General features: G+C 73.1%; 11 protein-coding genes. 3 read left to right on the top strand and 8 right to left on the bottom strand.

What is annotated here, in order from left to right; all coding sequences use genetic code 11:
* Positions 1-210: 210 nt before the first annotated feature.
* Positions 211-1068, bottom strand: coding sequence for an SDR family oxidoreductase (locus tag DQW06_RS05800; RefSeq protein WP_013153442.1), 858 nt, complete (start codon positions 1066-1068; stop codon positions 211-213).
* 112 nt (positions 1069-1180) lie between these two features.
* On the opposite strand from DQW06_RS05800, the gene DQW06_RS05795 reads away from it, so the two are divergent.
* Positions 1181-1615 (top strand): helix-turn-helix domain-containing protein, encoded by a 435-nt coding sequence (locus DQW06_RS05795; RefSeq protein WP_013153443.1) that lies wholly within the window; start codon positions 1181-1183, stop codon positions 1613-1615.
* Between the two features lie 96 nt (positions 1616-1711).
* On the opposite strand, the gene DQW06_RS05790 is transcribed toward DQW06_RS05795, so the two are convergent.
* Complete coding sequence (locus DQW06_RS05790; protein WP_013153444.1) at positions 1712-2479, bottom strand: SDR family oxidoreductase; 768 nt, start codon at positions 2477-2479, stop codon at positions 1712-1714.
* A 129-nt stretch (positions 2480-2608) separates the two neighbouring features.
* Between DQW06_RS05790 and DQW06_RS05785 the strand changes: the two genes are divergently transcribed.
* Positions 2609-3445 carry a helix-turn-helix transcriptional regulator gene (locus DQW06_RS05785; RefSeq protein ID WP_013153445.1) on the top strand — a complete coding sequence of 279 codons (837 nt, stop codon included), beginning with the start codon at positions 2609-2611 and terminating at the stop codon, positions 3443-3445.
* 242 nt (positions 3446-3687) lie between these two features.
* Here the strand turns inward: DQW06_RS05785 and folE are convergent, their stop codons facing one another.
* The 5 genes from folE to DQW06_RS05760 form a co-directional block, all read right to left on the bottom strand.
* Complete coding sequence (gene folE, locus DQW06_RS05780; RefSeq protein ID WP_013153446.1) at positions 3688-4266, bottom strand: GTP cyclohydrolase I; 579 nt, start codon at positions 4264-4266, stop codon at positions 3688-3690.
* A complete protein-coding gene (locus tag DQW06_RS29420; RefSeq protein ID WP_117198099.1) occupies positions 4263-4931 on the bottom strand; it encodes a 7-carboxy-7-deazaguanine synthase QueE in 669 nt (222 codons plus the stop codon). Before DQW06_RS29420 ends, folE begins: the two co-directional genes overlap by 4 nt.
* Positions 4932-5245: 314 nt before the next feature.
* Entirely contained in the window at positions 5246-5977 is a 732-nt protein-coding gene (gene queC, locus DQW06_RS05770) for a 7-cyano-7-deazaguanine synthase QueC (protein ID WP_013153447.1), read from the bottom strand.
* 158 nt (positions 5978-6135) lie between these two features.
* Positions 6136-8955, bottom strand: coding sequence for a LuxR C-terminal-related transcriptional regulator (locus tag DQW06_RS05765; RefSeq protein ID WP_117198100.1), 2820 nt, complete (start codon positions 8953-8955; stop codon positions 6136-6138).
* A gap of 91 nt (positions 8956-9046) precedes the next feature.
* On the bottom strand, positions 9047-9955 hold the full coding sequence (locus DQW06_RS05760; protein ID WP_013153449.1) for a class I SAM-dependent methyltransferase: 909 nt from the start codon (positions 9953-9955) through the stop codon (positions 9047-9049).
* A 1323-nt stretch (positions 9956-11278) separates the two neighbouring features.
* Between DQW06_RS05760 and DQW06_RS05755 the strand changes: the two genes are divergently transcribed.
* Positions 11279-11803: a 6-carboxytetrahydropterin synthase gene (locus tag DQW06_RS05755; RefSeq protein ID WP_117198098.1), complete on the top strand. Its 525-nt coding sequence runs from the start codon at positions 11279-11281 to the stop codon at positions 11801-11803.
* A 158-nt stretch (positions 11804-11961) separates the two neighbouring features.
* Here the strand turns inward: DQW06_RS05755 and DQW06_RS05750 are convergent, their stop codons facing one another.
* Positions 11962-13452 carry an MDR family MFS transporter gene (locus DQW06_RS05750; protein WP_013153451.1) on the bottom strand — a complete coding sequence of 497 codons (1491 nt, stop codon included), beginning with the start codon at positions 13450-13452 and terminating at the stop codon, positions 11962-11964.
* Between the last annotated feature and the right edge of the window lie 467 nt (positions 13453-13919).

Below are 13919 nucleotides of genomic sequence, written 5' to 3'. Positions count from 1 at the left end.
TGACGCTGAGGCTGGCCGCGGCCGCCCTCGCCGCCGGGACCTCCGCGGTCGACCTGCCCTGGCCCGACGTCGTGGCCGGCCCCGTTCGGGGGCCATCCGCCGGGTCTCCGCTGACCCTGGCCCCCTCGGACGCGGACTCCGGCTGAGAGTCGGCGGCTCCGGAGGCCCGCTGGACCCGCCCTCCCCCGAAGGGGGAGGACGGGGCGCGGGTCAGAGCAGAGCGCGCAGGGTCTCGCCGACCGGGGTGGTCGGTCGGCCGATGAGCCGGGACAGCTCTCCGGTGGTGGCGGACAGTTCGCCGTCGCGCGTGTTGGTGTCCAGCGCGGCCACGAAGCGCGCGGTGCCCTCGTCCAGTCCGGCCCCGGTCAGGGCCGCCACGTGCTCCTCGGTGGTCAGGTCGCGGTAGACGACCTCGCGGCCGAGCAGTTCGCCCAGGGTCGCGGCGAGGTCGTCGTAGGTCCACGCGGTGTCGCCGGAGAGCTCGTACACGGCGCCCGCGTGCGCCGCCGGGTCGCGCAGCACGGCGGAGGCGGCCTCGGCCAGGTCCCGGCGCGAGGCGCTGGCGGTACGGCCCCGGCCCGCGCTGCCGACGAAGGCGCCGGTGGCGCGGGCCTGGTCCAGCTGCTGCGCGAAGTTCTCGTTGTACCAGCCGTTGCGCAGGATCGTGTACGCCAGCCCGGAGGCGGTGACGAGTTCCTCGGTGGCCTTGTGCTCGGGGGCCAGGACCAGCGTGGTGTCGGTGGCCCTGGGCGCGCTGGTGTAGACGATGTGCCCGACCCCGGCCGCCGCGGCGGCGTCGATCACGGCGCCGTGCTGACGCACCCGCTCACCGATCGCGGTGCCCGAGACCAGCAGGAGGGTGTCGGCTCCCTTGAGGGCCTCCTCCCACGACGCGGGCTCGTCGAAGTCCGCGTGGACGGTGCGCACGCCCCGTCCGGCGAGGTCGGCCAGCCGGGCGGTGTCGCGCGCGGTGGCGGTGATCCGCTCCGCCGGGACGCCCCGGTCGAGGAGGTCCTCGACGACGAGGCGGCCGAGGTGGCCGGTGGCACCGGTGATGACGACGGACATGGGTGCTTCCCTTCGTTGCGGCCGGGCGTTCCGGCCGTCCAGGCGTCCCAACCCTCCCGCTCACCGGCACATTCCAAAAGTCGGGTACCCACCTTTTGGTAAGTTGGGTTCCATGAGCGTGCCGTCCGGTTCCCCGCCCCCTCCGCGCGGGCAGGTCCTGTCCGCCGACTGCCCCTCCCGGCGGCTGTTGGCCGGTATCACCAGCAAGTGGGGCGTCCTCGTGCTGGTCTCCCTGTCGCACGGGCCGCTGCGCTGGAGCGAGCTGCTGCGCGCGATCGGCGGGATCAGCGAGAAGATGCTCGCCCAGACCCTGCGCGCCTTCGAGGCCGACGGACTGGTGTTGCGCGAGGCCAGGCCGGTGGTGCCGCCTCACGTGGAGTACCGCCTCACCGGGGACGGCCGCGAGGTCACCGACCTGCTGCTGCCGATGGTGGAATGGGTGCAGGACCACGTCGGTGACGTGCGGGCCCCGTCCGCCGGACGGGACGGGGGCGACGGACGCGGCCCCGCCCGGGCCGAGGACTCCGCGAGGCCGCGTCCGCGCTAGCACCCCGCCCGCGTCCGGCCCCGTTCCACCCCGTCCGCGGTAGTGCCCGTCCCCGGCGGGGCCCCGCTGGAGCGCCTGTCCGCCCCGGGCCCCGGCTCAGCGCTGGGCGGCGGGTCGGACGATGATCTCGTTGACGTCCACGTCCGCGGGCTGGTCGAGGGCGAACGCGATCGCCCGGGCGATCGCGTCGGCGGGCAGCGCGTTGCGGCGGTAGGTGCGCATCGCCTCCCGCGCCCCCGGGTCGGTGATGTGGTCAGCCAGCTCGCTTTCGACCACGCCCGGGGAGACCGTGGTCACCCTGATGCCCGGGTCGAGTTCGAGCCGCAGCCCCTCGGTGATGGCCCACGCGGCGAACTTGGTCCCCGAGTACACCGCCGACGTGGGCACGACCTCGTGCGCGCCGATCGAGGCGACGGTCACGAAGTGCCCCGAGCCCTGGCGCTGGAAGTGCGGGAGCGCCGCGGCCACACCGTGCAGCAGCCCCTTGACGTTGACGTCGACCATCCGGTGCCACTCCTCCACCAGCAGCGCGTCCATCCGGGACAGCGGCATGACCCCGGCGTTGTTGACGAGGGCGTCCACGCGCCCCCGCTCGCGCACGGTGGCGTCGAGCGCCTCCCGCACGCTGTCGGGGTCGGTGACGTCGAGGCCGCGGTGTTCGGCGCTGCCGCCGGAGTCGCGGATCTGCTGGACGAGTGCGCGCAGGCGCTCCTCACGCCTGGCCCCGAGCACCACGTGGTGCCCCTCGGCGGCCAGGCGCAGCGCCGCGGCCTCGCCGATCCCGCTGCTGGCCCCCGTCACCACGATCACCTTGCGGGCCGTCTCCAGCCCCTGGTCGCTCATGGCCTTGGCCTGGTCGTTCATGGCCGTCCTCTCCCTGGGTTGACCGGACGCGTCCCAGTCTGGGCGGGTCGCCGCGGGCCAGGAAGACCGCGCCGTTCCTGGGTGGAGCGCACCCAGGAACACCGGGCCGCGGAGCCCTACCCTGGTCGCATGGACTCCCCTTCGCTCGGCGACTTCCTCCGGAGCGCACGCGCGAGGCTCACGCCGCGCGCGGTGGGCCTGCCCGTCCACGGACACCGCCGCGTCGCCGGACTGCGGCGCGAGGAGGTGGCGCTGCTGGCCGGAATGAGCGCCGACTACTACACACGGCTGGAACAGGGTCGCGAGACCCACCCCTCACCGCAGATCCTGGACGCGCTCGGTCAGGCCCTGCACCTGGACGGCGACGGCCGCCTGCACCTGTACCGGCTCGCCGGGCTGGTTCCGAGACCGGAGGCGCCCGCCCCCGCCGAGCGCGCCGACCCCTCTCTGCTCGGCCTCATGGACGCCTGGCACGACACCCCGGCGCTGGTCCTGGGCCGCGCCTACGACGTGCTGGCCTGCAACCCCCTGGCCGAACAGCTCTTCCGGGGCTTCCCCTTCTCACGGAACCTGGTGAGGACGGTGTTCCTGGACCCCGCCTCCCGCGCGTTCTACCCCGACTGGCAGGCCGTCGCCGCGAACACGGTGGACGGCCTGCGCCTGGCCGAGGGCGCCTGGCCCGACCACCCCCGCGTCCGCGAGGTCGTCGAGGAGATGCAGGCGGAGAGCCCCGACTTCGCCCGGCTGTGGCGGCGCAACGGCGTGCGGGGCAAGAGGCTGGAGACCAAGCGCTTCGCCCACCCGGAGGTGGGCCCGCTGGAGCTGAGCCTGCACGCCTTCGACGTGCGGTCGGCGCCGGGCCAGGAGCTGGTGGTCTACCACGCCGAGCCGGGTTCGGTCAGCGCGCAGTCGCTGTCCCTGCTGGGCACGCTGGCGGCCGAGGCGGTGCGGCCCCGGAGGCCGTAGCCGGGAGGGGCGGCCGTCCGTCCGGGCGGAAGACACGGAGCCGGCAGGGGACGCCGGGGAGCCGGTCCGCGGGGACCGGCCCCCGGCGCCCCGCTCCCGGCAGAGCTACCCGGACCGGGCACGAGTCCGGGTAGCCGTCGAGGAAGCGGGTGGGACCTCGTACGGCGGCGCGGTGCGGCGACCGTGCGCCCGGGGGGCTGTCCCGGCACCGCTCCGGCCGCACGGCGGGGCGTACGCGGCGGTCAGTTCCCGGACAAGGCGATCCTGACCAACTCGTCGCGCGGCGGACCGTAGTCGCGGAAGATCCCGTCGAAGGCCGAGCAGGTCATGAGGGCCGGGGTCCGGATGCCCCGCATGGACATGCACAGGTGCTCGCCGCGGCCGATGACGGCGACGTCGTTCGTGTGGGCCACCTTGGAGACCTCCTCGGCGATGTCGCGCACCAGGCGCTCCTGGACCTGGAGCCGGTGCGCGTGGCGGTGGGCGATCCGGGCGAACTTGGACAGCCCCAGCACGCGTTCGTCCGGCCTGTAGGCGATGGTGAGCACGCAGGAGAAGGGCAGGAGGTGGTGTTCGCACAGCGACCACACGGTGACGTCGGAGACCATGACGATCTGTCCGTCGGTGTGCAGCGGGAAACTGGTCTCGACCCGGCCGGCCTGGTAGTCGCTGAACTCCCTCCACCATCGGGCGAAGCGCTGCGGGGTGTCCCGCAGCCCACTGCGTTCCGGGTCCTCACCGATCTCGATGAGGAGCCGCCGTGCCACGTCCTCCAGCGGATCGCGCACGGTGGAGTCACGAGGTAGGTCTGCCAGCGTCATACGCCTCTCCGATCGCCCCACAGCATGATGTGCAGTCTGGTGGTCAGATTCCAACCGCGGGCCATGACGGGATCCCGCAACCGGACGAGGGAGTCGTCCAGTGCCGCCCGGGTCCGCCCTTCCGGCATCACCCAGACCGGACCGATGCCGTACCGTTCGACGAGCGTCCCGACCTCGTCGAGGTCGGCCTCGGTACGGCAGACGAACTTGAAGGCGGTTCCCGGCACCGCGGCGAGGGCCGCCAGGGCCGGTCCGACGATGCGCCTGTCCTCCGGGTCCCCCGAGTGGGCCAGTTTCGGTGACACGTTGAACCTGACCGACTCCGCCAGACGGGGTTCGGGGATGACCGTCCCATTGGTCTCGACCTCGATGTCGTGGCCCGAGTCCCGCAGGTCCCGCACCAGCGGAAGGAGCCTGGCCTGTTGGTTCAGCGGTTCACCGCCGGACACGACGATCAGGGGGACCCCGTAGGCGACCAGGCGGTCACGGACCTGCGGGTAGGGGACCGCTCTCAGCTCCTCCTTGGGGTCGTAGGCGACCTTGCCGTCCCCCAGACCGGTCCAGTCCCAGGTGTAGGGGGTGTCGCACCAACGGCAGGAGAGGTTGCACCCGCCCAGCCGTACGAAGGCGCAACGGCGCCCGAGTGAGGGCCCTTCTCCCTGGATGGTTCAAGTAGGACCGAATATCTCGTTCACTACAAGACTCGGCGTTCCCACGGCCTCACCTCCTTTCGCGTCGCATCCCGTAGCCCCGCTCGTGACCGACGCGCCGCCCCGCCGAGAGCCCGCCTGCGGCGGGAGAGCGCCGGTTCCGCGACGCACCCGTGGTCGTGCTGGCGGGGCCGAGGCGGTCGATGCGGTGACCCGCCGGGAAAGCGGACTGTTTCGAGATGTCCGGGGCCAATCGGTTGACCCCCGTGTTCCCAGGTTCACCCAGGCGCGCACGGAGCGCATCACGGTGGTCACCGAGAGATCCGGGATCAGGGTGCCGAGAAGCGTGTGACGCCGTCGAGGTACTCGGTGGGGTCGGGGAGGCCGGCCTCCTGGAAGGCCTCGCGGCGCTCGTAGCAGGTCCCGCACGTACCGCAGTGGATGTCGCCCCCCTTGTAGCAGGACCAGCTGTGTTCCAGGGGCGCTCCGAGGCGCACGCCGTGCCGCGCGATGTCGGCCTTGGACCATGCCATGAAGGGGGCCTCGACGCGCGGCGCGGCGAACCCCTCGTTGGCCACCCCCACCAGGTGGCGCAGCGCGTCGACGAAGGCCGGACGGCAGTCCGGATACACGAAGTGATCGCCGGAGTGCATGCCCAGGGCCACGGTGCCCGCCCGTCTGGCCACCGCCACCGAAGCCGCGAGATTGGCCAGTACGGCGTTCCGGTTCGGGACGACGGTGTCGCGCATGGACTCCTCCGCGTAGTGCCCGTCGGGCACCTCCACCCGGGCGTCGGTGAGGGCCGAGCCCCTGAGCAGGGGCCCGAACCCCGCGATGCCCAGGATGTGGTGTTCCGCTCCGTAGTGGCGGGCGATGGCCCGGGCGGCGTCGACCTCCTTCCCGTGCCGCTGCCCGTACTCCACCGTCACCGCGACCAGTCGGAACCGCAACGCGGCGAAGTGGGCGAGCAGTGTCGTGGAGTCCATCCCTCCGGAGAACACCACGACCACGGTGAAGGGGTCCCCCCCGATCTCGTCTCGCGGTGTGTCCTGTCCTCGCATCGGCGTCTCCGTCCACACATGGGGGCGATCCGGCAGCCAGGTGGTCCCCCGCCCGGGGCGCCCGTCCGGTGGTTCCACTCTCGGGCGCGCACGCCGGTGTGGCATCACGGACCGCGACCGAAGTGTTCGCGCGTTCCACCGCAGTCCCAGGCCCCGGCTCACTCCCCGCCGACGAGGATCTCCCACCTTCCGGGGCTGCCGAGGATCTTGCCGAACTCTCCCCTCCCGGAGATGCCCAGCTTGCGGTAGGCGCTCGACAGGTGCAGTTCCACCGTGCGACGGGTGATGTGCCGACGTCCGGCGATCGTCTTGTTGGCCTGGCCCAGCAGCGCGTCGATGAGGATCTGCCGTTCGCGCGGGGTCAGCGCGAGGATGCCCCGCACGGAGACGTCGTGTGAGGCACGACAGGCGTCCAAGGCCACCAGCTGGAGCCGTACCCGGTCGGCGAGGTCACGCGCGCCCCGGCTGGCGGCCAGGCCGGCCGAACGGCTCAGGGCCGCCACGGCCTCCCCGTGGCGGCCCATCCGCGCCAGCACCGTGCCCAGCTCCGCCGTGGTCCGTGCGGTTTCGAGGTCGTGCCCGGTACCCCGGAGCAGGTCGACCGCCGCGCTCAGCGCCTCCGCCGAAGCGGGCTCCTCGGCGAGCGCGCCCCACACCCGCAGCGCGCGGGCCCGCTCCTGCGGCGAACCGGTCGCCTCCGCGAACTCCATCTGTCGGCGGGCGTCGCGCACCGCCTCGTCACGGGCGCCCGCCCTGGCCAGGAGGAGGGCGCCCTCGCTCCGCCAGCAGAGCGTGCCCGGCCCCCGGACCCCCGCCGCGTCGCGGCGTCGGATGACCTCCAACAGGTCCTCGACGCCGTGGGACAGGGCGCCCGCCCTGATCCTCAGCCGCGCTCGGGCGAGGGGCACGTCGGCGTCGTACCACGCGGTCTGCGGGTGGCCGTCGTGGTGGTGTCGGCGCAACAGCGCCTCCGCCGCGTCCGGGTCGCCCAGGTCCAGGTGGACGTTGGCCAGGAGGCCGACCAGGCGGGTCCGGAGACCGCTGTAGCCGTGACCACCGCGGGAGGGCAGTTCCGAGAGCTGCTCCGTGAGCGTGTGCCGGGCCGCGGACAGGTCGCCCGAGGCGTAGGATCCCGTCGCCTCGGTGAGCCGGACCGCCGTGCCCACCCAGCGGGGCAGCCGGTCCGGATCGGCGACGAGGGAGCGCCGACGCGTGGACGCCTCCGCCTGGTGACCACAACCGACCAGCACCGACAGGGCGGCGGGCAGGGCGGGCGGTTGGAGCAGGAGGTCGTCGAGGTCGTGGTCCAGGGCCTGCCTCACGTCCGCGAGCGCGACCGACGGCGGTCCGCCCAGGAGGTAGGAGGAGAAGGCGTCGATGGCCGTGACGGCGGGAGGGCGCGGCACGTCGTCGGGGACGGGAGCCCCTTCGACCGGACGGGCGGCCGCCGGCTCGGGCGTCAGGGACCGCCCGTGGGTGAGGAAGGTCCGCGGCCAGTCCTCCCGCTCCGTTCCGGCGACGGCCTCCCGCACCGTCCGCAGGACGGCGGACGCGTCGTCGCCGCGTTCGCCCTCGCAGAGCGTCGCGCCGATCAGGCCGAGCAGGCGGCGACGGACCGCGACGTCGCTGGTGCGACCGAGTGCCTCCACCGCGGCGCGCAGGCCGCCCTGTCGGTCGAGTGCGATCCGGGCGGCCGCCAGTTCGGGGGCGACACCGGGCCACGCGCCCGTTCCCCCGGCCTGGACGGCCTGCTCCAGGTAGCGCACGCGGTCCCGCGCGGCCGTGTCGGGGAGCCGTGCGGCCGTGATCAGGGCGGTGGACGACCACGGGGCGTCCAGGGGCACCGTCGACTCCGCGAGGTGACGGGCCACCCGCCGCTCCGCGCCGGGTCTGCGGTGCAGGAAGGCGGCGGCGGCCAGGTGCGCCGCGTTGCGGCTCATCACGGTCATGGAGGCGAGCAGCGCGGTGTGGAGCAACGGGTGGCGCAGCGTCACCGCGTGGTCGTCGGTGACCAGGCGCATCCGAGCCAGGAGGTCGAGCGCGGCCAGCGTTTCCGCGAGCCGGGTTCCGCTGAGGTGCGCGACCAGAGCGGGGTCGGCCTCCCCGGAGGCCGAGGCGACGACGACCGCCTCGGCGACCGCCCGGGCCCGCGGGTCGAAGCGGTTCGCCCGGCCGATCATGGCGTCGGCCACGGAGGGGAGCACGGCGCTTCGCAGCTCGGCCGGTGAGCGCACCGGGGATTCGCGGGCCCGGATCCAGTCGCACAGGGCCCGCGTCAGGAACGGGTTGCCGGCGGTGGTCTCGTGGGACGCCGTGACGAGGTCCGCGTCGAGCCGGCGGCCCAGCCGCTCGTGCATCAGCGCGCCGGTCTCCTCCTCCGACAGCCCGCGCAGGGTGATGGTGCGGGCGCCGGACAGCAGGTCGGCGAGTTCGGTCGGAGCCGCGGCCGGTTCTCCGCTCCGGATCGAGGCGACGAGCGTCACGGGAAGGTGGGCGACGTCCCGCAGGACGCCCCGCAACCGGACCAGGGACTCGGGCCCCGCCTGGTCGACGTCGTCCAGCGCGATCACCAGGGGGGCGTCCCGGGTCAGCACCTCCACCAGCTCCCGGGGGCCGGCCGGTCCGCCTCCCGCTCCCCGGGCGTGCGCGGTCCCGGCGCGGGCGCGCGGGGACACGGTGGAACCCCCCTCCCCCTCCTCGGCGGGGTGTTCGTCGGCGGTCGGGGCCAGGGCGTCCGTGAGCGCGGTGACCAGGCGGTTCACGTGCCGGGAGCACGCGATGTGCACCGCGGGACCGGCGCGGGACGGTGTGGGGCGGCACACCAGGGAGAGCAGGGTGGTCCGCCCCACCCTGGGCTCTCCCGTCACCACGTGACAGGTGAGCCCCGTACGGCGGCTGTGTTGACGGGCCGACAGCAGCCTCGTGAGCGGTTCGGTCCTGCCCACGATCCCGCCGCGCCGCGTCCGGGGCTCGGGCATCCTCATCCTCGCGTTCCGGGGGAACTGGGCTCGGAGACGGTCCGGCCGCCCCGGGCGGCCGTCGGCCGGCGGACGCGCCGCGACGATCCGGTCACCGGGGTCGGGATCCCGGTCGGGCGACCAGGACCGCTGCCTGGTCGCCGATCGCGTGGGGCCTGAGGGCGAAGTGGCGGGCCAGGGCGGACTCCAGCGAACTCCTGATCTCCTCGGCCCTCGGGTGCCGCTCATACCAGAACCCGGTCAGGACGGCCGCAGCGATCGCGGCCCGCTCGGCCGGTTCCTCCCCGTCGAACCGGATCGAGGACTCGGCACGGTGCAGGGAGAAGTCGTCGAAGCCCCGGGCGGCGAGCGCACGTGCGGCCTGTGACAACAGGTAACCGTGATGGTCGTAGGGCTCCTCGGCGATCGGCACGCAGACCTCGTTGACCAGCCTCATGAGCTCGTTGCCCGATCCTGCGGCGAACAGCACGATCTTGGACTCCGGGTCGCTCCGGTCGCAGACCCGGACCATCTCCGCGACGGCCCGCTCGACGTCGTCGACGTACTGAAGGACCCAGGCGCTGTAGACGGCGTCGAACGAGCCGTCGGGGAAGGGGATCTCCTCGGCGGTTCCGGGGTGGACGTCCACCACGCCGCGGGTGGTCTCGTCGCGGATCGCCTCCACCAGCTGGGGGTGGGGCTCGATGGCCGTGCAGGAGCCGGTTCTCGCCGCGACGGTGCGCGCCATCTCCCCGATCCCGCCGCCGACGTCGAGCACGCGGCGGTTGGCCGCGGTGAGGCTCCGTATGAGGGCGAGTTCCTCGCCGCGCTCCAGCCGGGTCGCGAATCCCGTCCATCCGTCGCCGGTCACGCTTCGCGGCCCCCGGTACCGCGTGGGCAGGCGGTCCGCGGGCCCCAGGGCGTCATGCTCCAGGAGCTGGTCCAGGGTCAGCCGTGAAGGGTCCCCGGACCCCTCGGGCGCGTTGTCGGGTAGCGGTGCTCGGGTTCGTGCCTCTGCCATGTCTGACTCACCTCTCGTGGTCGTGATGAGGGGACGAGCGGGGTGGTCCGCCGACGCCGGGGAGCCCTGGCGCGCGCCGTGTGGGGTCGGTGTCTCGGGGAGGGCTCCCGCCCGGAGGCGGGCGCGGCGGTGCTCGTCCTGGTCTGGCGTGTCGGCCGCCGCGGTCGGTGTGTGGGCGGTGCCGCCCCGTGCAGGGATTGGGGGCGCTCGGGACTCGGTACGCGTCGACGTTTCTCCCGTCCGCCGGAGCCCGTGTCCTCCGGGCGCCTATGCGGACCGTGTCGGCTCCCGCCGGGCGGACGAAGCCACTCTCATGGACAACGGAACCTCTGGCCTTCCCGGAATTCACCCGCGAAAGGATCGCCCCAGGAACATTGCAGCGAAATCGCGAAGACGCCACCAGAGTACGTTCCCATGGAAATAATATCCACCCCTCCAGAGAAAACGAAAGGCACCCAGCACCAGCCCGGCACAGAATCCTCGAAACGCCATACAAACAGGGCATAAAACGGTGTTTTGCGTATCATGTAACGCCATCCGGCATGACCCTGCGAAACGCGCACCGGCACACCCGGTTTCCCGCCGGCGCGCACAGCCGCTTCCCGAGGACGGCCGATGCCGGGGGCACGGCCCCGCCCGAGGCCGCTTCGACGTTTCTACGCGACCGCAACGGGGGGTTGCGCCCCTTGCGAAAACCGACGAAACAGCATCCCCGTCCCCTTCTCCGCGAAGGGAACACGCCCTGCGGCGCCACCGTACCGCCGGTGGAGCGCGACCCGGGCGCCTCCGGGGGCCGGCGCCGACGCGCGGCAGGATACATTCCTGACCTCGCGTTACACGCCCACGGGGCGCCCGCGGAGCCGCGTGGACCCCGTCACACGAAACCGCACTTTTCTCCCAAATTGCCGTTCACACACTTTTTCCTGACATGGTGATATTCGAAGAGTACGGGCGCGGAATCCAGCGGAAAACCGATCCCCAACGCCCCTCCTGCGAAGCCGAATAATCAACTATGGTTTTCCTGGGAGCGACAAGGAGATGTCATCGTGTCAGTCGCCGGTGCGAAGTACCGAACCGAGACGGCACGAGCGTACGTGTCATGGGCATGGCCCGCCCACCGCCTTTCGGGCCGCCGTCGATCCCGGCCCCGCTCCGCCGTGCCCGAGCCGCCCGCCGTGCCGTCGGCCCCACCCGGCTGGGACTGGACCCGCCGCCCGGACGGCTCCGTGCGGTGCGGCCGGCGCCTCATCCGCCCGGCCCGGCGCCACGCCCTCTCGGACGCCGGGGCACCCGACCCGACCGCGTACGCGAAGGAGAGCTTCGATGACCCACCGGATCCGAGTCCGGCACAACTTCGAGACGGCGCACCGGCTGCCCCACCTGAGCGGCAAGTGCATGAACCTGCACGGCCACTCCTGGTGGGCCGAGGTCAGCGTGAGCGCCCCCGCCCTGAGCGAGGACGGCACCGTCGTGGAGTTCGGCGCCTTCAAGAAGGCGCTGCGCGCCTTCGTCGACACCCACCTCGACCACGGGGCCATGCTCGGCGCCGGGGACCCGCTGGCCGCGGTCCTGGCGGAGCACGGCAGCAAGGTCTACCGGTTCGGGGCGGCCTCGCCCGGTGACACCGAGCGCTACGCCCGCGACCTGCCCTATCCGACGGTCGAGGCCGTCGCCGTGATGCTGGGCCGGGTCGCCCAGGCCCTGCTCGACAGCGGGGAACGGGCGGCGGGCGCGCGGGTGACCGGTGTCGAGGTCACCGAGACCCACGTCAACACGGCGGCGTACCACCCCGTGGCCTCGCCCCAGGCCGGTGAGCGCCCCTTCGAGCGGGTCCTGGCCGTCGACTGACCCGCGGCGCGGCCCCGGACGCCGTGGCCGGGAGGGGGCGACCGTCCGCGCGCGGGGCATGAAACCGACGAGGGGCGCCGGGGAGCCGGTCCGCTAGGAACCGCCCCCGACGCCCCTTCTACTCGTGTCCACGGCCCTCACGGGCCCTGCGGCGACCCCTAGTGGGCCGGGGTGGGAGCGCCGCCCTCCGGGGCGGCGGCCTGCGAGCGCCGCACGAGGAAGGTCAGAGCGAAGGCCACGACGGAGACCACCGCGCCGACCAGGAAGGCCGCGTGGACGCCGCCCGCCTGGGCGTTGACCTCGGTGAGCCCGTCGGTGAGCAGGCCCGCCGACGTGGCGGACATGATCGCGACGAAGATCGCCGTACCGGCCGCGCCCGCGACCTGCTGCACGGTGCCGACCACGGCGCTGCCGTGCGAGTACAGCTCGGGCCGCAGCGACCCCAGCGCGCCGGTGAGCAGCGGGGTGAACATGAAGCCGAGGCCGATGCTGAGCGTCACGTGGGCGGCGATGACGAAGCCGACCGGCGTCTGGGCGTCGAGCAGGGTCATGCCCCACAGCACCAGGGACACCAGCGCCGAGCCCGGGATGACCAGGGGGCGCGGGCCGACGCGGTCGTAGAGGCGGCCCACCACCGGGGCGAGCAGGCCCATGACCAGGCCGCCGGGCAGCAGGGACAGGCCGGTGACGAGCGTGTCGTGGCCCAGGACGTTCTGCATGTAGACCGGCAGCAGGATGAGGGTGCCGAACAGGGCCATGAAGCTGATCACGACCAGGCCGATCGAGACGCAGAACTGCCTGGAGCGGAACACCCGCAGGTCCAGCAGGGCGCGGTCGCGGCTCTGGAGGCGCAGCTGGCGCCACACGAACAGCACCAGCGCGACGGCGCCGACCCCGATCGAGGCGAAGGGCGGGACCACGGCGGTGGCCTCGCCCTCGCCCAGGCCGGAGAAGCCGTAGACGAGCCCGCCGAAGGCCAGCGCCGACACCAGGAGCGAGAGGACGTCGATGCTGGCGGCGCGCGGCTCGGTGACGTTGCGGATGAAGAGGGCGCCCAGGACCAGGCCCAGGATCGCGATGGGCAGGACGAGCCCGAACATCCACCGCCAGTCGAGCACGCTGAGGATGAGGCCCGCCAGGGTCGGGCCGACGGCGGGCGCGACCGACATGACGATGGAGATGTTGCCCATGGTGCGGCCGCGGCGGTCCGACGGGACCAGGTTCAGCACGGTGGTCATGAGCAGCGGCATCATGATCGCCGTTCCCGCCGCCTGGACCACGCGGCCCACGAGCAGGAAGCCGAAGCCGGGGGCGAGGAAGCACAGCAGCGTGCCGACGCTGAACAGCGTCATCGCGGTGATGAACACCTGGCGCACGTGGAAGCGCTGGAGCAGGAACCCGGTGGCGGGGATCACCACGGCCATCACGAGCATGAAGGCCGAGGTCAGCCACTGTCCGGTGGAGACGGAGATGCCGAGGTCCCGGTTGAGCGCGGGCAGCGCCACGCCCATGATCGTCTCGTTCAGGATCACCACGAACGCCGAGACCAGGAGCAGCGGGATGATGAGGCGCCCCGCCCGCGCGCTCTCGTCGTCTTGTGGTGGGGCCGAAGCGGTCTCGGCCGTGGATGGAGTGGGCTGCCCGGTCACAGATGTCCTCAGATTGTGGTGTTCGAAAGGGTTCGTCCGGAGGGTTCGCGGTACCTCCCCAGAGGTAACCCAACGCTCCGAACCATCCGCCCGTTCCCGGAACAGCGGTGTGTTCTGGACCATAACCGCACCATCCGCGCAGCAAACCCGCCGCGGCGGCCCCGTGCCGGTCTCCGGGCGCGCGGCGGGTGGAGTGTGACCGGTGCCGATGCCGGATTCGTCCCGACCGTAAACGGAGTGTGACCGAAAGCGGGCGCCGGGAGGAGGGGACCGTGACGGACGCCGTGACCGGCCGGGCGTCACGCGGACCGCGACCGGGGCGGTCCCCCCTCAGCCGCGGGCGGAGCCGTCCGCGGGCAGCCCTCGGCAGGCGGTGCGCGCCAGGGCGAGCGCGCAGGCGTCCTCCACGACGCCGCCGATCCAGGCCGGGCGGCCCGTACCGCTCCAGTACCGCCTCCACCCCACCC

The sequence above is a fragment of the Nocardiopsis sp. TNDT3 genome, assembly GCF_003427465.1.
GTDB lineage: Bacteria > Actinomycetota > Actinomycetes > Streptosporangiales > Streptosporangiaceae > Nocardiopsis > Nocardiopsis dassonvillei.
Note: the sequence above shows the minus strand (reverse complement) of the source record. Positions and strands in the feature narration are given on the sequence as shown.

Excerpts from the sequence above, each read along its gene's own strand:
- queC (WP_013153447.1), bottom strand. The coding sequence starts at position 5,977 with ATGCGAGGACAGGACACACCGCGAGACGAGATCGGGGGGGACCCCTTC.
- folE (WP_013153446.1), bottom strand. The coding sequence starts at position 4,266 with ATGACGCTGGCAGACCTACCTCGTGACTCCACCGTGCGCGATCCGCTG.
- DQW06_RS05760 (WP_013153449.1), bottom strand. The coding sequence starts at position 9,955 with ATGGCAGAGGCACGAACCCGAGCACCGCTACCCGACAACGCGCCCGAG.
- DQW06_RS05795 (WP_013153443.1), top strand. The coding sequence starts at position 1,181 with ATGAGCGTGCCGTCCGGTTCCCCGCCCCCTCCGCGCGGGCAGGTCCTG.
- DQW06_RS05800 (WP_013153442.1), bottom strand. The coding sequence starts at position 1,068 with ATGTCCGTCGTCATCACCGGTGCCACCGGCCACCTCGGCCGCCTCGTC.
- DQW06_RS05785 (WP_013153445.1), top strand. The coding sequence starts at position 2,609 with ATGGACTCCCCTTCGCTCGGCGACTTCCTCCGGAGCGCACGCGCGAGG.
- DQW06_RS05790 (WP_013153444.1), bottom strand. The coding sequence starts at position 2,479 with ATGAACGACCAGGCCAAGGCCATGAGCGACCAGGGGCTGGAGACGGCC.
- DQW06_RS05755 (WP_117198098.1), top strand. The coding sequence starts at position 11,279 with ATGACCCACCGGATCCGAGTCCGGCACAACTTCGAGACGGCGCACCGG.
- DQW06_RS05765 (WP_117198100.1), bottom strand. The coding sequence starts at position 8,955 with ATGCCCGAGCCCCGGACGCGGCGCGGCGGGATCGTGGGCAGGACCGAA.